The organism is Rhizobium sp. CFBP 8752, assembly GCF_014842035.1.
Taxonomy (GTDB): Bacteria; Pseudomonadota; Alphaproteobacteria; order Rhizobiales; family Rhizobiaceae; genus Neorhizobium; species Neorhizobium soli.
This window is the reverse complement of record NZ_JACYUZ010000001.1, coordinates 1,195,342-1,216,991: the sequence shown is the minus strand read 5'-3', so window position 1 is coordinate 1,216,991 and position 21,650 is coordinate 1,195,342. Positions and strand designations below refer to the sequence as shown.

Below are 21,650 nucleotides of genomic sequence, written 5' to 3'. Positions count from 1 at the left end.
TAACACTTTGAAAACTTCCGTTAACGGGGCTTTCTTTTGTCAAATCAATAAGATGGAAAATAATTGGTCGGTTTCGGCCGCATCTTGATGCGCCGCAGCACAGTTTCCCTCTTCCCATTTGCCATGAAACAGACATAAACTCTGTCAGTCAACGCAAGGAGGCAGACATGGGAAGAACCTACCCTCTCAATGTCCTGGTGGTTGGTATTGCGTTTGTGTTCGTCGCTTCGATGTTGTTCATCTAGACGCATTCCAAAACAACGCATGCAACCGGTGACCGGTGATACCTCGGACTGACCGTTTGATAATCGGCAGCATTACAAAAGCGCATGTTCCCGCATGGAACATGCGCTTTTTCATTGTCGGCGCTACGCAGCGTTACCGACGTTTGCATCCTTGTCAGGGTGCCGGCCAAGCAGTTCCAGCACACCTGAGACCAGCGGGACGCGGTTCATCGTGTAGAGATGGAAGTGATCGTGACCGCGGTTTATCAGGTCTGCGATCTGCTCGGCTGCAACATCGGCCGCCACCTTGGCACGATCATCAGGCTTGTCGTCCAACCCTTCGAAACGGGCATCGAGAAACGCCGGAACGGTGGCGCCGCAGCGGCCCGCAAAACGCTTCAGCTGAGTCAGGTTCTGGATCGGCATGATACCGGGCACGATCGGGATGGTGATGCCCGCCGCATGAACGGCCTCGAGATAGCGCTCGAACACTTCGTTGTCGAAGAAGAACTGCGTCAGGGCACGGTTGGCACCTGCATCTGCCTTGCGCTTGAGCGTATCGATATCGGCGGCCATGCTCGGGCTTTCCGGATGCATTTCCGGATAGGCAGAGACGGAAATATCCATGTCGCCATACTCGACCAGCATGCGCACAAGATCGGCCGTGTCCGAGAAACCGTCGGGATGCGGCGTATAGGCCGCGCCGACGCCTGCGCTCGAATCCCCACGCAGCGCAACGATGCGACGAACGCCCGCTGCCCGGTACTCCTCGACAACAGACTTGACCTCCTCGCGCGCGGCATCGACGCAGGTCAGATGCGCAGCGGTCTGGAGTTTGGCATCGTTGATCATACGCTGAACCGCTGCGAGCGTCGGCTCGCGCGTGGAGCCTCCGGCGCCATAGGTCATCGTGACGAATTCCGGCTTGAAGGCTGCAAGCGCATCGACCGTTTCCCAGAGCTGCGTCTGCATCTCATCGGACTTCGGCGGAAAGAACTCGTAGGAGAGCTTGAACGGGGCCTTGGCTGCGGGTGTATCCATGATCAGGCTCCTAGATAACGGTTTCGGCGAGAGCGGGTGTGTCGGCTTTCGCCATCAGCAGGCGACGGTCGCCGGCAAGCCACACGGTCACCGTGAGGGCGCCTTCGCGGCCGGGGCTGAGGTCGATCACCTTTTGAACGTCCAGGCCCACTCTGTTCAGCCACTCGTTCATCGCCTGATGGGAAAAACCGAGGCGCAGATGCGCGTGCTCGTCACGCAGATGCTCCAGCGCATGCGGCGCAAAATCGACGATCAGCAATCGCCCGCCGGGCCGCAGCATGCGGGCAGCTTCGGCAATCGCAAGATCAGGCCGGTCGAGAAAATGCAGCACCTGGTGAATGGTGATGAGATCGAAATCCTGGCCTTCGACAGGCGGATTGAGAATGTCGCCGTGCCGGACCGATGCCTTGACGATGCCTGCGTCGTCGAGATTGGACCGGGCGACAGACAGCATGTCGCGGCTGGCGTCGACACCGATCGCGCGGCGATAGCGGCTTGCCAGCAAACGCAGGATCCAGCCCGTTCCCGTGCCGAGATCGAGCAGCGAATCAACTGGCGATGGGCCGATCAGCCGCAGCAGCGCCTCTTCGACCGTCTCGTCGCTCGCATGCAGACGACGAAGCTCGTCCCACTGCGAAGCGTTGCGGCTGAAATACTCCTGCGCCTTCGCCGAGCGCTGGTTTTTCACAGTTGTCAGACGCTCGCGGTCGCGCACGAGCACCGGATCATCCTGCGATGCGGAGGCGAGCAAAGTCTGGACCAGTGCGGCGCCGTTCCCTTCCTGGCGCAGCCGAAAGTAAGCCCAGGCGCCTTCCTGGTAGCGCTCGATCAGCGCTTCTTCGGTCAACAGCTTGAGATGACGCGAGATCCGAGGCTGGGACTGACCTAGAATTTCGGTCAGATCCGTGACGGTCAGATCGCCCGCGGCCAGTAGCACAAGCAGGCGAAACCGTGTGGGCTCCCCTGCCGTCTTCAACACATCTACCAGTTCATCGAGGACCAACCCCATACAACACGCCTTCACAATCAACATATAAAGATATGTTTATGTGATTTCAAATTGTCATGCAAGACGCAACGGGATTTCAGCCTGCATTCCTACAAAAAAAACCCGGGGACGACCCCGGGTTTTTGTAAGCTTCAAACCGCGTTTGTCGCAGTTAGCGCGTCAGGCGCTTGTGGGCCTGGCTGCCGGGATTGAGAGCATCAGGGCCGAGACGACGGATCTTGTCCTCTTCGTAATCCTCGAAGTTGCCTTCGAACCATTCCACATGGCCATCGCCTTCGAATGCGAGGATATGCGTCGCCAACCGGTCGAGGAACATGCGATCATGGCTGATGATGATCGCGCAGCCGGCAAACGCTTCGAGCGCGCTTTCGAGAGCGCCCAGTGTTTCCGTATCAAGGTCGTTGGTCGGTTCGTCGAGCAGCAGAACGTTGCCGCCGGCCTTCAGCATCTTGGCAAGGTGAACGCGGTTACGCTGACCACCCGACAGGTTGCCGACCTTCTGCTGCTGATCGCCGCCCTTGAAGTTGAAGGCGCCGCAATAGGCGCGGGAGTTCATGTCGAACTTGCCGAGCTTGATGACTTCGGCACCGCCCGAGATTTCTTCCCACACCGTCTTGTTGCCGTCGAGAGCGTCGCGGCTCTGGTCGACATAGCCGAGATGTACGGTTTCACCGATGCGGACAGAACCGGCATCCGGCTTTTCCTGTCCGGTGATCATCTTGAACAGGGTCGTCTTGCCGGCGCCGTTCGGGCCGATAATGCCGACGATACCGCCCGGTGGCAGCTTGATCGACAGGTCGTTGATCAGCGTGCGGCCTTCAAAGCCCTTGTTGATGCCTTCCATCTCGATCACCACCTGGCCGAGACGCTCGGACACGGGGATGATGATCTGCGCATCGCCGGGACGGATGCCGTCGGCAGCATCGACCAGCTGTTCGTAGGCCTTGATACGGGCCTTCGACTTGGCCTGACGGGCCTTCGGGCTGGAGGCGATCCATTCCTGTTCACGGCTGATCGCCTTCTGGCGGCCGGCATCTTCGCGGGACTCCTGCTGCATGCGCTTGGCCTTCGCAAGCAGGTAAGCCGAGTAGTTGCCTTCGTATGGAATCCCGCGGCCGCGGTCGAGCTCGAGGATCCAGCCGGTGACGTTGTCGAGGAAGTAGCGATCGTGGGTGATCATCATCACGGCGCCGGGATAGTCGCGCAGGTGCTTTTCGAGCCAGGCGATGGTCTCGGCGTCAAGATGGTTGGTCGGTTCGTCGAGCAGCAGCAGGTCCGGCTGCGACAGAAGCAGACGGCAGAGCGCGATACGGCGACGCTCACCACCTGAAAGCAGCGTGACGTCCGAATCCTTCGGCGGGCAGCGCAGCGCTTCCATCGCCATTTCGACCTGCTTGTCGAGATCCCAGAGGTTCTGTGCGTCGATGACGTCCTGGAGCTTGGCGCCTTCGTCGGCGGTCTCGTCGGAATAGTTCATCATCAGTTCGTTGTAGCGCTCAAGCACCGCGGTCTTGGCAGCGACGCCGACCATGACGTTCTCGAAAGCGGTCTTTGTCGGGTCGAGATGCGGTTCCTGCTCAAGATAGCCGACGGTCGCACCTTCAGCGAGCCAGGCCTCACCGGTGAACTCCTTGTCCTGTCCGGCGATGATGCGCAGAACCGTCGACTTACCCGCACCGTTCGGACCGAGGATACCGATCTTGGCATCCGGATAGAAGGACAGGTTGACGTTCTCGAGGATCTTCTTGGCGCCGTAGGACTTGTTCAGCCCCGACATGTGATAGATGAACTGACGTGCCATGGATAAATGTGCTCCGGGGAATTTGTTTGCCCGCTATGTAGGCGAAGACAGGCCTGGGAGCAACGCATACGAGGCGCAAACCATGCGCTTTCCGAACGGAATCGTGGGACCGGAGGCTTTCTAGCGCAGGTTTGCGTGGTCGATCCGGAAAAGCTGAAACGGATTTGCGCGACCGGTCTCGAGCCGTACGAGGCCGGGCCAGTCCTTGCCCGCGGACAATGCATAGTAGAGCGGCGCCGATCCAGGCTCAGCCTGCGCAGGGAAACGGCATACCGCCACGTAATCGAACGGTGCAAGCGCTTCGCGACGCGTCCCTGGGTCGGTTGTGATGAAGGCTGTATAGGCGTTCTCCATCCCGTGTGAGGCCCGGTGAAACGGAATCGGCCCGACCGTCAGCCCCGAAGGCATCGGGTTCCTCAGCACCGACATGGCAAGTGTCGGGGGTGCTAGAAGATGCCCTTGGCCGAGATTTGAGAGAGCGGACATGTCGCCGGCCTTGCAGTCGTCGATGGTCATCGCCTGAACGGCATCGCCGTGTATCGTTTGTGGCCGCGAAAGGCTCCAGAGACCGACCATGAGCAGAAAGACGCCGGTCCCGACGCTGAACAAGGTCCTTGACGCTCGGCCGGGCTGCCTTGATGTCTGATCGATATGGCGGAGCGCCAGTGGCACGAAAAGTGCGGCGAAGACGAATGGAAAGCGGATATAGCGAAGCAGACCGGTTGCCAGAAGCACACTGACGAGTGCGGTGACGAACAGGATCGCAAGGGCAGGATTACCGGCGCGAACCTCACTCAAGACCCGTGGCGCCGCAAGAGCGAGTATGGTGAGGAAAATACCGATCAACAACATGCCCGGCAACGGCGAGCCGCCTGCATAATGGAGCAGTCCCTGCTCCTGCGGCACCCGGTCAAACCATAGCTGCTTTGCAAGCGGATCCATCCCGGCATAGGGGCCCGCAAGGCATTCAGGAAAAGAGATTCCGGTTGCAACGATGACGCCGATCGAGGCAGCGGCAAGAACGGCGAGTTTTACCCAGCCGGATGCATCCGCGAAACATCTGCAGGCAATCCAGGATGTGCCGGACAGACCGACAAGAAGACCGATATAGGGTGCAGAAAACGCATCGCACTGCGTCGACATCGTACCCGAGGCACCAAGCAGTGCCAAAGCTGTTGGAACAGTGGTGATACAAATTGTGGCCGACGCCGCCGAGAGCGTTTCGGCCGCCCTGGTCGCCCCTGCGACGAATGCCACAACAAGTCCGCCGAACATGATGACCAGGAACGGCAGACCTTCGAGTGCGATGGCGACCGACATGACGGTGCCTACCCCGACAACGCTACCGCCGATACGATCGAAGCGGACAAGACCGTAGGCGACGGCCATCAACGCAACGATCTGGAGATTGTGATGGTCGATCCGACCGGGCACAAATTCGAAGACCGCATACAGCATCGCAAACGTCCCAGCCGCCAGCCGGAGATAATGAATACCCTCGGTGATCGGAGCAATGCGTTTCCAGATCATGGCAACAAACAGCCCATAGACCGAAAGAAGCATCGGAGGCCAGATCAACAGGGACGCGGAGATGGCGCCGTCGCGGCCGAGCAGCGGCGTCAGCAGAAGCGAAAGGCCGGCATAGGGAAGGTCGACGAGACGAGACCAGGCCGAGACGTAGATCCCTGGGCTGTCGATCATCGGCAATGTCAGGTCCCAGAAGGACCCGGATGCGGATAACAGATGGCGAATCTGAACGCCCCGGAGAACATCATCCACATCCGCGAAGAACAGCCGTCCATCGGAAAGGTCGAGTAGCAGCAAAAGGATAGCCGTCAGATAGACAACGAAAAAGATCCGCAGAAGCGATCCTTTCTGCCGCGTCGATGACACGCATGCCTCGCCTCTCCTCGCGCCAGCCATCCTCGAAGCCACCTGCGTTTTGCCCTTCAGCACCGGCTTACCTAGCTTGAATTAACATTGCGCTACCGGATTGCCTCTGCGAAAGATCGAACGGGAGAAGCGGCCGGGCAGGACAAGCGACTGACAGCGTCGGTGCCGCAGGAATAGCGATGTTTGACACAACCAACTGGCTCGATAGTTCGACGGGCGCACGCATAGCATTTCATCATCAACCCGCGACATCGGACGGCCGTGGCGTCATCCTCGTCTTGCACGGTCTCGCCGACCATTCCCGCCGTTACCGGCGGTTTGCCGAGGCGATGGCGACGCACGGTTTCCATGTCTATGCACCCGACCATCGCGGCCATGGCGAGACCACGGCGCCCGGCATACCAATCGGCCGATTTGCCTTGCGGGACGGTGCAAGCATCGTGACCGCGGATGTGAAAGCGGTTCGCGATCTTGCCGCCAAGGGGCATCCGGGCCTGCCGGTCATTCTCTTGGGGCATTCGATGGGCGGCCTCATCGCCCTCAATGCCGCGATCGATTATCCGCAGGCCTTCGACGGGATTGCCGTCTGGAACTCCAACTTCAATCCAGGCCTTGCCGGGCGCGGTGCCCAAGCAATTCTGCTTGTCGAGCGCGCGCTGAAAGGGTCTGATGTTCCAAGCACGCATCTGCCGAAACTCACTTTCGGGGCATGGGGAAAATCGATCCCCGGCCATCGCACGGATTTCGACTGGCTGAGCCACGACCAAACCGAAGTCGATGCCTATGTTGCCGACCCGCTCTGCGGTTTCGATGCCAGCGTCTCGCTCTGGCTCGACATCTTCGAGATGTCCTACCGGGGACCCGCGCTTCTGGACCGCCTGCCCGCCGAGTTGCCGGTCAATCTGGTCGGTGGCACGGACGATCCGGCGACGGATGGAGGGCGCGCCATCCGCTGGCTCGCGGACAGGTTCCAGAAACGCGGCATGCACAATGTCGAGACGATCATCTACCCACAAACCCGCCACGAGACCCTGAACGATCGCGTCCGGGACCGCGCGACCAACGCCTTCGCCGAATGGGCGAAAACGCTCACCTCGCGTCGCTCAGATCCGTCGCGCGATACCCGCACGCAAACGGAATGAGTTCATGACATTTCCTCAAGTGCGCTCGGAGAATGCCGAAGGTATAGCTTTGCCATGACGTCACCGCATGCGCATACGAGACCTGCTCTGCAAGCGTCCGGCATTTCCGCCGGCATGGGCCTGATGCTGCTTGCCATGCTGATCACGCCGCTGATCGACGTGTTTTGCAAGCTTGCAACTGCCAACGCCTCCCCGACGCTCATCACGATGGTGCGCTTCATCGTCCAGGGCCTTTGCATGCTGCCGATCGTGCTGTGGACCGGGTCATGGCGCAATTTCTCCTGGGAGCTCAGTTTCTATCACGCCATCCGCGCGGCCGTGATCACGCTCTCGATGATCTGCTTCGTCGCAACGCTTGCCGTGATGGAAGTCGCAGACGCCGTCGCGATCTTCTTCGTCGAGCCGATCATCCTCACCGTCATGTCGTCGATCTTCCTCAAGGAAGTCATCGGCTGGCGGCGCTACACGGCCTGCGGCGTCGGCTTTCTGGGCGCGATGATCGTCATCCGCCCAAGCTTTCAGGAAATCGGCTATATCGCGGTTCTGCCCGTGGTCACCGCCTTCGGCGTCGCCGTCTTCGCCCTGATGACGCGAGCGCTCGCGCACCGCGAAAACCCATGGTCGATGCAGTTTCAGATGTCGCTCTGGGGAATTCCGATCTCGGGTGCCCTCCTCCTCATCGGTCATGTCGGCGGCATCGAATTCATGGCCCCCTCGATCCCCGACTTGACGACGACGACATGGATGATCGGCGTCGGCGCGGTCGCCGCCCTGTCGGGCCTTCTTGCCGTCTATGCCTATCGCGCAGCACCCGCCTCGGTCATTGCGCCGCTTCAGTATTTCGAGATCGTCTCGGCCACTTTGCTGGGCTGGCTGGTGTTCGGCGACTTCCCGGATCCGGTCAAATGGCTCGGCATCTCCATCATCATCGGGTCAGGCCTCTACATCATCTGGCGCGAACGCCGCGCCGCCTCGCTTAAGCCCGTCACCAACAGCGAAAACACAGTGGTAAGCCCCTGATCATGGATGAGCCCAAGAAAAAGCCGCCGCTTGCCGGCATTCGCGTTCTCGAACTGGCCCGCGTGCTCGCAGGCCCCTGGGCCGGCCAGATGCTGGCCGATATGGGTGCCGATGTGGTCAAGGTCGAAAACCCTGACGGCGGCGACGATACCCGCGCTTGGGGCCCTCCCTTCGTCGAAAGCGTCGACGGCGAAAACCTCTCTGCCGCCTATTACCATTCGACCAACCGGGGAAAGCGGTCGATCGCGGTCGATCTCAAGACCGAAGAAGGCCAGGACATCGTCCGCCGCCTCGCCGCGCAGTCGGACGTCCTGATCGAGAACTTCAAGGTCGGCGGCCTCAACAAATACGGGCTCGACTACGAGAGCCTGAAGGCGATCAATCCGAAACTGGTCTATTGCTCGATTACCGGTTTCGGCCAGGACGGGCCCTATGCGAGCCTTGCCGGCTACGACTATATCGTCCAGGGCATGTCCGGCTTCATGTCGATCACTGGCGAACCCGACGGCCAGCCGATGAAGTCGGGCGTCGCCATCGCCGACATCTTTACCGGCATCTATTCCGTCACCGCCATCCAGAGCGCGCTGATCCACGTCATGAGGACGGGCGAAGGCCAGCATATCGACATGGCGCTGCTGGATGTCATGTCGGCGGTCCTTGCCAACCAGAACATGAACTACCTGATATCAGGCATCTCGCCGGTCCGCCTCGGCAACGCCCATCCGAACATCTCTCCTTATGAGGTGATCAACGTGCAGGATGGCTACATCATTCTCGCCGTTGGCAATGACGGCCAGTTCCGCCGCTTCTGCCGAATTCTCGGGATAGAGCATGCGGCAGACGACGAACGGTTTTCCACCAACAAGGCGCGTGTGGCGCACCGGATCGAGGTTCGCGCTCTGCTGATCGCCGAGACGATCAAGTGGACCAAGGCTGAACTCCTGTCCGCCTGCGGCGAAAATGCTGTGCCGGTCGGACCGATCAATTCGATCGGCGAAATGTTCGAGGATCCCCAGGTCAAGGCGCGCGGCCTGCGTGTCGATCTAGAAGCCGCCGACGGCACCGTCATTCCCGGCGTCCGCAGCCCAATCGTGCTATCGGAGACGCCGCTTGTCTATCACCGGCCAAGCCCGAATGTGGGCGAACACACGGCCGAAATTCTTGCCGAACTGAATATGATCGAGAAGGAACGCAATCGATGAAAACGGGTGGAGAACTGATCGTCGAGGCACTGAAGGCAAACGGGGTGCGCAGAGTGTCCTGCGTTCCGGGCGAGAGCTATCTTGCCGTGCTCGACGCGCTCTATGAAAGCGGTATCGAGGTTCTCGTCTGCCGCCAGGAAGGCGGCGCGGCGATGATGGCCGATAGTTGGGGTCGTCTGACCGGCGAACCCGGCATCTGCATGGTCACCCGCGGCCCCGGCGCCACCAACGCGTCGGCCGGTCTACACATCGCCAAGCAGGATTCGATCCCGATGATCCTGTTCATCGGCCAGATCGGCCGCGACATGAAGGAACGCGAAGCCTTCCAGGAAGTCGAATACCGCCGCGCCTTTACCGAGTTCGCAAAATGGGTCGGCGAGATCGACGATGCCCGCCGCATTCCGGAATTCGTCACCCGCGCCTTTGCCGTCGCCACCTCCGGTCGCCCCGGCCCGGTCGTGCTGACACTGCCCGAGGACATGCTGACGGAAGCCGTCGAGGCGGTTCAGGCCCGCCCCTATACCCCGGTCGAAAGCCATCCCGGCAAGAGCCAGATCGCGACCCTCGACGAGATGCTGCGCAATGCCCGCCGGCCGATGGTGATCCTTGGCGGCACCCGCTGGGACGAGAAAACGGTCTCGGATTTCCAGGATTTTGCGAGCCGCTTCAAGCTGCCGGTCGGCTGCTCGTTCCGTCGCCAGATGCTGTTTGATCACCTCCACCCATCCTATGCCGGCGATGTCGGCATCGGCATCAACCCGGCGCTTGCCTATGAAATCAAGGATAGCGATCTGCTGATCCTCATCGGCGCCCGCATGTCGGAAATGCCGTCCTCCTCCTATACGCTCCTCGACATTCCCTACCCCAAGCAGACACTGGTCCACGTCTACCCGGATCCGGAAGAGCTTGGACGGATGTACCGCCCGGATCTGGCGATCTGCGCGGCACCGGCAGAATTCGTCGCAGCCATCAAGGATCTTCAGCCGCCGGCACTGCCGCTCTGGACCGAGCGCAAGTCGTCGATGCACGATTCCTATCTGAAGTGGTCGACGCCCCCGAAAAGCGGCCCCGGCAACGTCCACATGGGACCGATCATGGCCTGGATCGAGGAAAACGTTCCGATTGACGCGATCTTCACCAACGGCGCCGGCAACTACGCCACCTGGGTGCACCGGTACCACCGGTTCCGGAAATACAACACGCAGTCGGCACCGACATCAGGATCGATGGGCTACGGCCTTCCGGCAGCAGTCGCCGCCAAGCAGCTGTTTCCGGATCGTGAAGTCGTCTGCTTTGCCGGCGATGGCTGCTTCATGATGCACGGGCAGGAATTCATCACCGCCGTCCGCTACGGATTGCCGATCATCACTGTCCTCGTCAACAACGGCATCTACGGCACGATCCGCATGCATCAGGAGCGCGAATACCCCGGCCGCGTCTCGGCAACGGATCTCGTCAATCCGGATTTCGTCGCCTATGCGCAAGCCTTCGGCGGGCATGGCGAACTGGTAGAGAAGACGGAGGATTTCGGTCCCGCTTACCTTCGGGCCCGCGCAAGCGGCAAGCCGGCCATCATCGAAATCAGGCTCGATCCGGAAGCGATCACGCCGGCCAAAACGCTGACGCAGATCCGCAACAGGAACTGAAACGGCGGCATCTGCGCAATCACCCGGCGGAACATTCCGCCGGCCATGCCGTTGATGGCGCATGGCAAATGACACAAAACGCAAAGCACTGGGTGGCATGACGACCTTCGTCGCCGTCATCTTTTTTATCGGTCTCGCACTCGCGGCTTACTACTTCATCGGCATGACGCCGGGCGAGCCGTGATCGCAACGGATCAACGATACAAAAAGGGGGCCGGTTTTCACCGGCCCCCTTTTTCATGTCCGTATGAACCGAGCGATCAGATCGCCGCGGTCACGATGAACTCGACCTTGTACTTTGGCGCAGCGAGCTTGGCTTCGCTGGTGGCGCGGGCCGGCGTATTGGCCGGATCGACCCATGCTTCCCAAGCCGCGTTCATTTCAGCGAAATCCGCGATGTCGGAGAGATAGATCAGGGTCTGCAGGATCTTCGACTTGTCGGAACCGACAGCAGCCAGCAGACGATCGACTTCGGCAAGCGCGTCCTTGCACTGGTCGGTGACGCTGTCGCCTTCGCCAACCTGGCCGGCCAGATAGACGGTGTTGCCATGGACGACGGCGCCGCTCATGCGGGCGCCGGGCTCGATACGCTGAATGCTCATAAAATGCTCCTGAATGCTGAGCTTCGGAAATTAAGGGCGTGGCATACCGCGCCCTTGCGTGGAAAAGCTTTCGAACCGATCAGCCGCGCAGGCGCAGGCTCTGTTCATAGATCGCCGTGGAGCGTGCGCCCGAGCGGCAATAGCCAAGCAGCGGCTTGGGAAAATCTTCGAGCACGTCGACCATCTCGGTCACGCCTTCCGGTGTCAGGCCCATGCGGCCGACCGGGATATGGCGGATGTCGAGACCGAGCTCCTTGGCGCGTGCCTCGATCGCGGCGAAATCCGGCTGGCCGGGCTCTTCCTCGTCGGGGCGGTTGCAGACGATGGACTTGAAGCCGAGCGCCTTGATCTGGTCGAGGTCTTCGACCGTGATCTGGCCTGAGACCGAGTATTCGTCGTTAATCTCGCGGATATCCATGGCAGAGCCTCCATTCTCGATAGGGGGCAAGCTTTACGATGCACCCCGGGGAGCGTCAATCGCCAAGCGGCCTTTTACGCAAACACGAAGCGCAGGCCGTAGTCGACGCTTTCGCCGGGTTGAAGCCATTTCAGCTCGCCTGACGCCTCCAGTTCGCCGCGGTTGGCCAGCCGGTGCGAGACCGGCTCTATCCCCAACACATGCGCCGGCTGCTTCTGGTTGCGCCACATCTGCAGGTATGGAAGCGTGTCGGTCTTGAAGCGCACTTTGAGCGTGAGACCACCGAGCGCCGCGATCGGTCCCAAGGCCAGTTCCGCCCAGGGATCGCCGCCCGCTGCCGGCACGCAGAACACGCTCCCTGGCTCGGGCCCGAAATTCCAGGGCATCTCTTTTTGCTCGAACATCGCGCTCGAGAGACGGACGTTGTCGTCCAGCAGCCAGGCCCCGATATTCATATGGTACATATGCACCCGGGCGATGGCTTTCGTTCCGATGTTCGTCACCCTGTCGGACAGGCAGACTTCTCCGGTCACACCATCAATCCGCCAGTGGCGTTCCAGAAGCGCCGATCCGCCCTCGGCTGTCGTGACCGGAACGCGCGCCCGGCATTCGGCATCCTCCTGCATATCCCAGAACACGATCTCGGCCGGGTGCGACGAGTAGGAGCCGTGCAGCGGAAACTTCGCGCCATCGGGACGACCGGGTATGGGTTCGGGATGACGGATGTGGTCGGGACCGCAGGTAAACAAAAACCCTTCCAGCGAATGGTCGATTCGCGGATCGCCGTCGTCAGGAATGGCCCGGCCGGGCGCGATGTCGATGCCGCCGACGAAACACGCGCCGATATCCAGCACCGATCCCTCGTCCAGAGTGAGCTTCGGCCCGTTTCCTGCTGAAAATGCTTTCATAAAACCTCCCTCACGGTGCCTCTCGCCGGATCGTGATCGAATTTAACCATCGGTTCATAACGAATTCACTTTTCTCACGGTAAAGTCGAAATTACGTTGTCTATGGCACCAGATACGGAGTCGGGAACCATATGCGCATTTCCCCGCTTACCGTAGACGGAATAATTTCTTTCGGTGGAAACGTGAAGCGTCTCATTCTCGCAAGTATCGGCCTAATGGCAATATCAGCAGCCTTCGGGCCATCGTCGGCGCAGGCTCAGAGCGGATATAGCTATCAGCAGCAGACGACCCTCGTGGCACCTGACGGCGCCATACTCGACTACATGCCGGATCCGCGCGACGTGGTGATCAGCCGCGACGGTATGGGCCGCCGCGTCTATCTCGATCGCCGCGGAAACATCGTTGCGACCGAAACGCGCCAGGATGCCTACCGTCCCCAGGAGGCGGAATATCCGCCGGCACCGAGTGGCTACCGCAACCGTCGCGACACTGTCTATCAGCCGCAGGATCAGTATCCGCAAGACCAGGGCGGATATCAGGATTACCGCCAGTATCGTCCCGGTGAAGAACCGGGTGCCGTGACCGGGTCGATTGCCGGCCCCGGTTCGATTACCCGCGAGCCACTTACCAACGATGCACTTCCCGGCATCGACGAGAACTATTCCGAGCCCGAAGAAGCCTCGATCGACCCGAATGCGGGCTCGCAGCTTCCGGCACCGCAGCATGATGCCAAACCGGTCATCACCGTCACTAAGAAGCCGCAGGCCGAGATCGCCGCACTCCAGGTGTTTCTTGACCGCGAGGGCATTTCGCCGGGTGTGATCGACGGCCATCTTGGCGACAACGTCAACAAGGCGATCGCCGCCTGGCAGGAAATGACCGGCGAGACGCTTGATCCGAACAATTCCGAAGACATCATGCAGCGCCTGACCTATTCGGGCGGCCTGCCGATCATCGATTATACGATCACGGCCGCGGACGCTGCCGGACCATATGTTGCGTCTATCCCGGAAGACTACGCTCACAAGGCCACTCTGCCGGCGATGTCCTACACATCCGTGACCGAAAAGCTCGCCGAGCAGTTCCACATGGATGAGAACTACCTGAAGTCGCTCAACCCGAACGTCGACTTCACCATTCCCGGCATGACCATCAAGGTGATCAACCCCGGCACGCCGAAGACCGGACAGGTGACGCGGATCGTTGCCGACAAGTATCGCAAGCAGGTCTTCGCCTACGGTGAAGACGGCGTTCTGATTTCGGCTTATCCGGCCACGATCGGTTCGAGCGATACGCCATCGCCGTCGGGCAACCATACGGTCCAGCGCATCGCGCTCGATCCGGGCTACACCTACAATCCGAAGATCAACTTCACACAGGGCAACAACACCCAGATCCTGCAGATCCCTCCGGGTCCGAACGGCCCGGTTGGCACGGTCTGGATCGCCTTGTCGAAACCCACCTACGGCATTCACGGCACGCCGGAGCCTTCCAAGATCGGCAAGACCAACAGCCACGGCTGCGTGCGCCTCACCAATTGGGATGCGACGGAACTTGCCAAGATGGTCAAACCCGGCACGACCGTCGAATTCCTCGAGTAGGTTTTGCCAGACTTAACAACGCAAAAAGCCTCTCCGGCAAACCGGAGAGGCTTTTTTTTGGCTACGTTAAATTGGCTTCAGGCGGCGTTGCGGCGAAACGGAAACAGTTTCGATCCCATCGAGCGCACGACGCGGACCGGCATCATGCGCATCACTTCCTGAGCGAAACTGCGCGCATTGTCTTTTGCCTTGTCGACATTGCTGACCTTTGTCGCGTCGAGCGTGTGCAGGGTTCCGCCGGTCTCGAACAATTCCTTGAACGCGACCCGTTCGCCGATCGACGTCTCCAGCACATTGACGCCCTTGGCCGCCAGCAACCCCTTGATCGCCAGCATGGCTCGCGTCGTCACCATCGAGGTGACACGGGTAAGGACGACGGAATGCGGAATGTCGAGCTTGGCCTTGTCCTTCATCTGCGCGAGCAGATCGAGGATCTGTGCTGCGCCCTTCGCATCCATCGCCGAGCCCTGGACCGGAATGATGACGTGGTTGGAAAGCCCGATTGCAGTGGTTACCAGCGCGTCTCGCGCGCCGGCAAGATCGATGATGAAGTAGTCGGTCGAAGATGCCATCTCGCGCAGGTGGCATGGAAGCGACGCCGTCGTGACTTCTGAAATAACCGAGAGGTTGGGCACGGGGCCCGAGATCTCGCACCACTGGCTGATCCACTTCTGCGGATCGGCATCGATGATCGTGATGCGAAATCCCTGGTGGGCGAGTTCCGTGGCAAGCAGCAGGGCTGCAGTCGTCTTGCCGGCACCGCCCTTGGCATTGGCAAATGAAATTACGGGCATTCTCGGTCCTTGATGAAATAGAGCCGCATCGCTCACCACCACGCCGCTTCATGCGCAGTTAACGTATTCTTCATGAACTTGGTTAACGAGACGTAAATTAAGGGTTAACGCATATTGCCTGTCACATTTCAGCATGCCGACCTAAAAAGGCTGAGAACGCAAATGTGGCCCGCGAAGCGATCGCGGGCCACATGTTGATCACGGATGTCTAGGGATCAGACCAGCGCTGCCGCCTGCTTGTGCTCCATCGCGAACTCTTCTTCCGGCGAAAGGATCAGACGATGGCGGCCAACAAGCGCGAAATAGGCGATCGCGACTGCAAACCAGATCACCACCCAGACGACGCCCTTGAAGAAGTTGGGATCCTGAACCTGATAGAGAAGCGTCACCACTGCGATGACGATCGTCAGGACGGCACCCGGGATGCCCAGTGGAGACCGGAACGGCCGCTCGATATTGGGCAGTTTTTTGCGCAGGATGATGAACGAGATCGCCTGCATGATGTAGGAGAACATCGCGCCGAACACCGCCATGTTGAGCAACACGCTGCCGATGGCGCTGCCACCTGCTTCTGCACCGAGCGAAAACCAGATGACCAGCATCACGGCAAGACCGACCAGCGCTCCAGCCAGCATCGCAACGTAGGGCGTCTTGTAGGTCGGATGCGTGACCGAGAGCGCCGTCGGGAAATAGCCGGCCCTCGAGAGCGAGTAGATCTGGCGACCCTGTGCATAGAGGATCGTATGGAAGCTGGCGATCAGACCCGTCAGCGCCACCAGACCGAGGATAACGACGCCGCTGTCGCCGTAAACGGACTTGAACCCGTCGAGAAGCGGCTCGAGCGCCGTACTCAGATGGAAGGCGCCGACGCCCGGAAGCGACGGGTTGAGCAGCACGATCATGAAGGCCGACAGCATCAGCGTCATCATGCCAAGGATGATCCCCTTCGGCATGTCACGCTTTGGATCGACCGATTCTTCTGCTGCGAGCGGCAACTGTTCAATCGCAAGGAACAGCCAGACCGCAAAAGGAAGCGTTGCCAGCACGCCTGTGATCCCGAAGGGGAACCAGTCGCCATTGCCTTCAGGCAGTTCGATCGCTGCGCCATCAGGTCCGACGCCGATATTCAGCGCCCAGCGGGAGAAGTCCATGTTGGGGATGGCGCTCACCCAGAAGAACACCAGCACGGCCAACGAAATGACCGTGATGACCAGCGTCACCTTGAACGACAGTTCGAGGCCGAACACGTTGAGTGCGAGGAAGATGATGTAGAACAGGATCCACAGGATCGGCGAATAGACCGGATCGAGCCCTAGAATAGAATTCACATAGGCGGTGATGAAGGTCACGATGACGGCCGGCGTAAGAACGTACTCGACGTTCTCGCAAAGCCCGGTGATAAACCCGCCCCAGGGACCCATCGCCGTTCGCGCAAAGGAATAGGCCGCCCCGGTATGCGGCAGCGCCGGGCTCATCTCGGCGATCGAGAACGTCAGGCCGAGATACATGACGGCGATGATGATGCCGGCAACCAGCATCCCTCCCCATCCGCCGGTCGCGAAACCGAAATTCCAGCCCGAGAAATGCCCTGAGATAACGGCGCCGACGCCGAGCGCCCAAAGCGACCAGACCCCTGCATAGCGCGAAAGCCCGCGCTTTTCGAAATAGGCAGCATCCGCCTTCTTGTAGCTGACGCCCGCTGATGAACTTTCCATGCCTTCTCTCCTGATCAAAGAAATAGGCAGCGAGGCCGTCCGGCCCGCCGTCCCCGTCCATTCGGATCCGCCCGCTTTTGTCGGTGTCGGTATCCCGCAGCTCTGGCTGTTCCCCTGGTCTCTCAGTAAACCGGCTGGAGAGTTCCCACACCGGCCCGTCGAAAGCCTGCCTCGACCGTAGGCGGCTTCGTTTCGAATAAACTCGTTCATAGTCTAGGTCGTGAAGTCAGTGCCGGACGCGATGACTGTCCTTTGATCCCGCCGACATCGGTCTTGAAGCGATTTCGTGAAGTATGAACACGCATTAACCACGACGAGAATTCTTCACTTCCGCCGCGTCGTCAACGGTAATCTCAAATCTCCTCCATAGGCCCCGTTGACTCGGTCCTGGAAACGAATGTTAATCCTGTCACAAACCGGCGCAGACCGGAGGGAACGGCTTTCGTATGACCGGCAGGATTGACCAGTGATGACAGGGCAAACACGATTGCCGTGTCCGAGCGCAGTTCCCTCCGGACAAACGGATTCAATTGGTGAGGGATATCTTCTAAATTCCTGAAATACAGGCCTGATTTCTAGCATGCGCTTGGAATGCGCGCTGTCACATACGATACACACAATGGCTCTACGAGTCGCGCCGAGACGCTCAACCCCAGGAGGACACCCGTGCTCAAGAACGCCCATCGACTGCTTTCTCTGACGACAGCAGTCCTCATCGCTTCCACCAGCCTTGCAGCAGCCGAGCCGAGCGCGGAACTGATCGCCGCCGCCAAGAAGGAAGGCGCGCTGACCACCATCGCCCTGCCCCACAGCTGGTGCGGCTACGGCGACGTGATCGCCGGCTTCAAGGCAAAGTACGGAATCGAAGTCAACGAACTGAACCCGGACGCGAGCTCGGGCGACGAAATCGAAGCCATCAAGGCCAACAAGGGCAACAAGGGCCCGCAGGCTCCTGACGTGATCGACGTTGGTCTGTCCTTCGGCCCGTCCGCCAAGGCCGAAGGCCTGATCCAGCCTTACAAGGTTTCCACCTGGGACTCGATCCCGGCCGAAGCCAAGGATGCTGAAGGCTACTGGTACGGCGACTATTACGGCGTTCTCGCGTTCATGGTGAACAAGGATCTCGTCAAGGAGTCGCCGAAGGACTGGAAGGATCTTCTGAAGTCCGACTACGCGAACGCCGTCGCACTCGCCGGCGACCCGCGCGCTGCCAACCAGGCTGTCCAGGGCGTCTATGCTGCCGGTCTCTCCGCCGCTAAGGGCGATGCCGCCAAGGCTGGCGAAGAAGGCCTGAAGTTCTTCGCAGAACTCAACAAGGCCGGCAACTTCGTTCCGGTCATCGGCAAGGCTGCCCCGTTCGCACAGGGCTCCACCCCGATCATCATCGCCTGGGACTACAACGCTCTGTCCTGGGGCGAAAGCCTGAAGGGCAACCCGCCTTACGAAGTCGTCGTTCCGCAGTCGGGCGTCGTCGCGGGCGTCTATGTGCAGGCGATCTCCGCTTTCGCACCGCATCCGAACGCTGCCAAGCTGTGGATGGAATACCTCTATTCCGACGAAGGTCAGCTCGGTTGGCTGAAGGGCTATTGCCACCCGATCCGGTTCAACGATCTTGCCAAGAACAACAAGATCCCGAAGGCACTGCTCGACGCCCTGCCGCCGGCCGCGTCCTATGAGAAGGCCGTATTCCCGACACTCGAAGAGCAGGCTGCCGGCAAGACCGCGATCACCACGAAGTGGGATTCCGTGGTCGGCGCCAACGTCAAGTAATCTAGCCTAGACGGCCTTCCCGCTCCGCTTTTATGGGCGCGGGGAGGCCTTTTTCCTCCTCCGACAGAAACACCGGATTCATGTCCACCGCATCATCGTCCTTCATCGACCGCCGTACCGTCGTCGATTGGCTCGGCATTGCGCCGTTCATGATCTTCGCGTTGATGTTTCTGATCGTCCCGACCTTCTATCTCGTCGTCGGCGCCTTCTTCACGCCGGACGGGGCATTCACCTTCAAGAATATTGCAGACCTGTTCACGCCGACCATTCTTTCGGCCTACTGGATCTCGATCAAGGTGTCGTTCGCCTCCTCGCTCGGTGGCGCGATCATCGGCTTTGCACTTGCCTGGGCGATCGTCCTCGGCGGCCTGCCGTCCTGGATCCGCTCCAGCCTCCTGACCTTCTCCGGCGTCGCCTCGAATTTTGCTGGCGTGCCCCTCGCCTTCGCCTTTATCGCCACGCTTGGCCGCACAGGCCTTGTCACCGTCTTCATGCGCGACTGGTTCGGCTTCAACCTCTATTCGACAGGCTTCAATCTCCTCTCCTTCGTGGGCTTGACCCTCACCTACATGTTCTTCCAGATCCCGTTGATGGTGCTGATCCTGACCCCGGCACTCGACGGTCTGAAGAAGGAGTGGCGTGAAGCCTCCGAGATCCTCGGTGCCTCCACCTGGCAATATTGGCGCATGGTGGCGATGCCGATCCTGTGGCCAAGCCTCCTCGGCACCAGCCTGCTTCTCTTCGCCAACGCCTTCGGCGCGATCGCCACGGCCTATGCGCTGACCGGCTCCTCGCTCAACATCGTGCCGATCCTGCTTTATGCGCAGATCCGCGGCGACGTGCTGCACAATCCGAACCTCGGCTATGCGCTGGCACTCGGCATGATCGTCATCACCGGCGCCTCCAACGTCTTGTACATCTGGCTGCGCATGCGCGCCGAACGCTGGCAGAAGTGAGGATGCGCGAGATGAAGATGACAAAATTCTTCGCCTGGCTCGCCATCGCCATCGGCGTCATCTACTTTTTCGTGCCGCTGATCGGCACGTTTGAATTCTCGTTGCGCATGCGGCGCGGCGAATACTCATTCGATGCCTACGACTCGGTGTTTTCGGATGCCGCCTTCCGGGCGACCTTCGGCTTCTCCATGCTGATGGCGCTGCTCACCATCATCTTCGGCATGCTGCTGATCGTGCCGACGGCCTACTGGGTCAGGCTCCGCGTTCCGCAGATGCGTCCGGTGATGGAGTTCATCACCTTGATGCCGCTGGTCATCCCGGCGATCGTCATCGTCTTCGGCTACCTCCGGCTCTACAATTCGTCGTCCTACATTCCCTTCACCGGCTCGACCTTCGGCACCAACATACTTCTGGTCATGTCCTACATCACCCTGTCGCTGCCCTACATGTATCGCTCGGTCGATACGGCGATGCGCACCATCGACGTTCGAACCCTCACGGAAGCGGCGGAAATCCTTGGTGCCAAATGGCCGACGATCCTGTTTCGCTGCATCTTCCCGAACGTGATGTCGGGCGTGCTGTCGGGTGCCTTCATCACCTTCGCGATCGTGATGGGCGAGTTCACCATGGCCGCCCTCCTCAACCGACCCGCATTCGGTCCCTATCTCCAGCTCGTGGGCGCCAATAAGGCCTATGAGCCGTCGGCGCTCGCCGTGATCGCCTTTGCAATCACCTGGCTTTCGATGGGCCTGCTCCAGCTCGTTTCCCGTTTCAGCAAGATGGCACCCTCCCGGGCTTAGGGACTACGCCTCAAGGATTTTCACCTCATGTCGTTTCTCGTTCTCGACGGTATCAAGAAAAGCTTCGGCCAGACGCAGGTCGTCAAGGACTTCCATATGGCGATCGAGAAAGGGGAATTTGTCTCCTTTCTCGGACCGTCCGGTTGCGGCAAGACCACGGTGCTCAGGATGATCGCCGGCTTCGAGAACCCGAGCGACGGCACGATCGTCATCAACGGGAAGAATCAGTCGGGCCTGAAGACCAGCCAGCGCAATATCGGCATGGTGTTCCAAGCCTATGCCCTGTTCCCCAACATGAACGTGTTCGACAACGTCGCCTTCGGCCTCAAGGTCGCCGGCATGTCGAAGGCGGATATCGACGCGCGCGTGAAGGAAATGCTGAAGCTGATCGGCCTCGAACATCTAGCCGACCGTTACCCGTACCAGATGTCCGGCGGCCAGCAGCAACGCGTCGCGCTCGCCCGGGCGCTTGCGCCGAAACCGCAGGTCCTGCTGCTCGACGAACCGTTGTCTGCGCTCGATGCGAAGATCCGCGTATCGCTGCGTGAGGAAATCCGTCAGATCCAGAGGAAGCTCGGTATCACCACGGTGTTCGTCACGCACGATCAGGAGGAAGCGCTGTCCATCTCGGATCGGATCGTCGTCATGAACGCCGGTCGCGCCGACCAGATCGGCACGCCGTCGGAGATCTACAACCGCCCGGCCACCCGCTTCGTCGCCTCGTTCGTCGGCACGCTCAACATCATCGACGCGATCGTCGTAGATCCGGCCGCCAACACCATCCGCATCGGCGACAACATCATCACGCTGCGCGAACCAATCGGCGCCTTGAACCAGGGCGACAGCGTTTCGATCGCGCTACGCCCCGAAGCTGGCTCGCTGTCTGAGAGCGCCGCGGGCGATACGGCGTTGACCGGCACCGTCGTCTCGACACATTTCCTAGGGTCCGTCGTGCGCACCCGGTTCACTGTGGGCGGAAACCAGATCTCGTTCGACATGTTCAACGCACCAGACAAGGTCCTGCCGCAGCCCGGCGAAACCGTGACCCTGCGCTTTGCCGCAAGCGACCTGCTGGTGATCAAGGAATAGGCGCTGCGCGCCGCGACTG

General features: G+C 60.2%; 19 protein-coding genes. 10 read left to right on the top strand and 9 right to left on the bottom strand.

Translation table 11 applies throughout. The features are described from left to right. Positions 1-368: 368 nt before the first annotated feature. The 4 genes from metF to IFT59_RS05805 form a co-directional block, all read right to left on the bottom strand. Positions 369-1,265 carry a methylenetetrahydrofolate reductase [NAD(P)H] gene (gene metF / locus IFT59_RS05820; protein ID WP_113110675.1) on the bottom strand — a complete coding sequence of 299 codons (897 nt, stop codon included), beginning with the start codon at positions 1,263-1,265 and terminating at the stop codon, positions 369-371. Between the two features lie 10 nt (positions 1,266-1,275). Beyond that, positions 1,276-2,274, bottom strand: a complete 999-nt coding sequence (locus IFT59_RS05815; protein WP_062456111.1) for an ArsR/SmtB family transcription factor — start codon at positions 2,272-2,274, stop codon at positions 1,276-1,278. Between the two features lie 151 nt (positions 2,275-2,425). Continuing rightward, positions 2,426-4,075: an energy-dependent translational throttle protein EttA gene (gene ettA / locus IFT59_RS05810; RefSeq protein ID WP_062456108.1), complete on the bottom strand. Its 1,650-nt coding sequence runs from the start codon at positions 4,073-4,075 to the stop codon at positions 2,426-2,428. A 120-nt stretch (positions 4,076-4,195) separates the two neighbouring features. Continuing rightward, positions 4,196-5,968, bottom strand: coding sequence for a hypothetical protein (locus tag IFT59_RS05805; RefSeq protein ID WP_192086329.1), 1,773 nt, complete (start codon positions 5,966-5,968; stop codon positions 4,196-4,198). Positions 5,969-6,147: 179 nt separating this feature from the next. Between IFT59_RS05805 and IFT59_RS05800 the strand changes: the two genes are divergently transcribed. The 5 genes from IFT59_RS05800 to IFT59_RS23260 all read left to right on the top strand — a co-directional run bounded on the left by IFT59_RS05800 (position 6,148) and on the right by IFT59_RS23260 (position 11,162). Further along, positions 6,148-7,110, top strand: coding sequence for an alpha/beta hydrolase (locus IFT59_RS05800; protein WP_192086328.1), 963 nt, complete (start codon positions 6,148-6,150; stop codon positions 7,108-7,110). Positions 7,111-7,164: 54 nt separating this feature from the next. Then, positions 7,165-8,130: a DMT family transporter gene (locus tag IFT59_RS05795; protein ID WP_192086327.1), complete on the top strand. Its 966-nt coding sequence runs from the start codon at positions 7,165-7,167 to the stop codon at positions 8,128-8,130. A gap of 2 nt (positions 8,131-8,132) precedes the next feature. Continuing rightward, complete coding sequence (locus IFT59_RS05790; protein ID WP_192086326.1) at positions 8,133-9,332, top strand: CaiB/BaiF CoA transferase family protein; 1,200 nt, start codon at positions 8,133-8,135, stop codon at positions 9,330-9,332. After that, positions 9,329-10,978, top strand: a complete 1,650-nt coding sequence (locus IFT59_RS05785) for a thiamine pyrophosphate-binding protein (RefSeq protein WP_192086325.1) — start codon at positions 9,329-9,331, stop codon at positions 10,976-10,978. The genes IFT59_RS05790 and IFT59_RS05785 overlap by 4 nt, the downstream gene beginning before the upstream one ends. Positions 10,979-11,039: 61 nt before the next feature. Next, positions 11,040-11,162, top strand: coding sequence for a hypothetical protein (locus IFT59_RS23260; RefSeq protein ID WP_256413794.1), 123 nt, complete (start codon positions 11,040-11,042; stop codon positions 11,160-11,162). 76 nt (positions 11,163-11,238) lie between these two features. Here the strand turns inward: IFT59_RS23260 and IFT59_RS05780 are convergent, their stop codons facing one another. From IFT59_RS05780 to IFT59_RS05770, 3 genes are all read right to left on the bottom strand, one after another. Next, positions 11,239-11,580 carry a RidA family protein gene (locus tag IFT59_RS05780; protein WP_062581144.1) on the bottom strand — a complete coding sequence of 114 codons (342 nt, stop codon included), beginning with the start codon at positions 11,578-11,580 and terminating at the stop codon, positions 11,239-11,241. Between the two features lie 79 nt (positions 11,581-11,659). Further along, positions 11,660-11,998 carry a TIGR01244 family sulfur transferase gene (locus IFT59_RS05775; protein ID WP_062456086.1) on the bottom strand — a complete coding sequence of 113 codons (339 nt, stop codon included), beginning with the start codon at positions 11,996-11,998 and terminating at the stop codon, positions 11,660-11,662. 74 nt (positions 11,999-12,072) lie between these two features. Next, positions 12,073-12,906, bottom strand: a complete 834-nt coding sequence (locus IFT59_RS05770; protein WP_192086324.1) for a DUF4432 family protein — start codon at positions 12,904-12,906, stop codon at positions 12,073-12,075. Positions 12,907-13,088: 182 nt separating this feature from the next. Between IFT59_RS05770 and IFT59_RS05765 the strand changes: the two genes are divergently transcribed. Further along, positions 13,089-14,507, top strand: coding sequence for a L,D-transpeptidase family protein (locus tag IFT59_RS05765; RefSeq protein ID WP_192086323.1), 1,419 nt, complete (start codon positions 13,089-13,091; stop codon positions 14,505-14,507). Positions 14,508-14,584: 77 nt separating this feature from the next. On the opposite strand, the gene IFT59_RS05760 is transcribed toward IFT59_RS05765, so the two are convergent. Both IFT59_RS05760 and IFT59_RS05755 read right to left on the bottom strand, forming a co-directional pair. Next, positions 14,585-15,301, bottom strand: a complete 717-nt coding sequence (locus IFT59_RS05760; RefSeq protein WP_062456077.1) for a ParA family protein — start codon at positions 15,299-15,301, stop codon at positions 14,585-14,587. Positions 15,302-15,516: 215 nt separating this feature from the next. After that, on the bottom strand, positions 15,517-17,016 hold the full coding sequence (locus IFT59_RS05755) for an amino acid permease (protein WP_192086322.1): 1,500 nt from the start codon (positions 17,014-17,016) through the stop codon (positions 15,517-15,519). A gap of 666 nt (positions 17,017-17,682) precedes the next feature. Between IFT59_RS05755 and IFT59_RS05750 the strand changes: the two genes are divergently transcribed. The 4 genes from IFT59_RS05750 (at position 17,683) to IFT59_RS05735 (ending at position 21,631) form a co-directional block, all read left to right on the top strand. Further along, positions 17,683-18,786, top strand: coding sequence for an extracellular solute-binding protein (locus IFT59_RS05750; RefSeq protein WP_192086321.1), 1,104 nt, complete (start codon positions 17,683-17,685; stop codon positions 18,784-18,786). 80 nt (positions 18,787-18,866) lie between these two features. Beyond that, positions 18,867-19,742, top strand: coding sequence for an ABC transporter permease (locus IFT59_RS05745; protein ID WP_192086320.1), 876 nt, complete (start codon positions 18,867-18,869; stop codon positions 19,740-19,742). 11 nt (positions 19,743-19,753) lie between these two features. Then, positions 19,754-20,542, top strand: a complete 789-nt coding sequence (locus IFT59_RS05740) for an ABC transporter permease (RefSeq protein ID WP_192086319.1) — start codon at positions 19,754-19,756, stop codon at positions 20,540-20,542. 27 nt (positions 20,543-20,569) lie between these two features. Next, positions 20,570-21,631: an ABC transporter ATP-binding protein gene (locus IFT59_RS05735; protein ID WP_192086318.1), complete on the top strand. Its 1,062-nt coding sequence runs from the start codon at positions 20,570-20,572 to the stop codon at positions 21,629-21,631. The last annotated feature ends 19 nt before the right edge of the window (positions 21,632-21,650 follow it).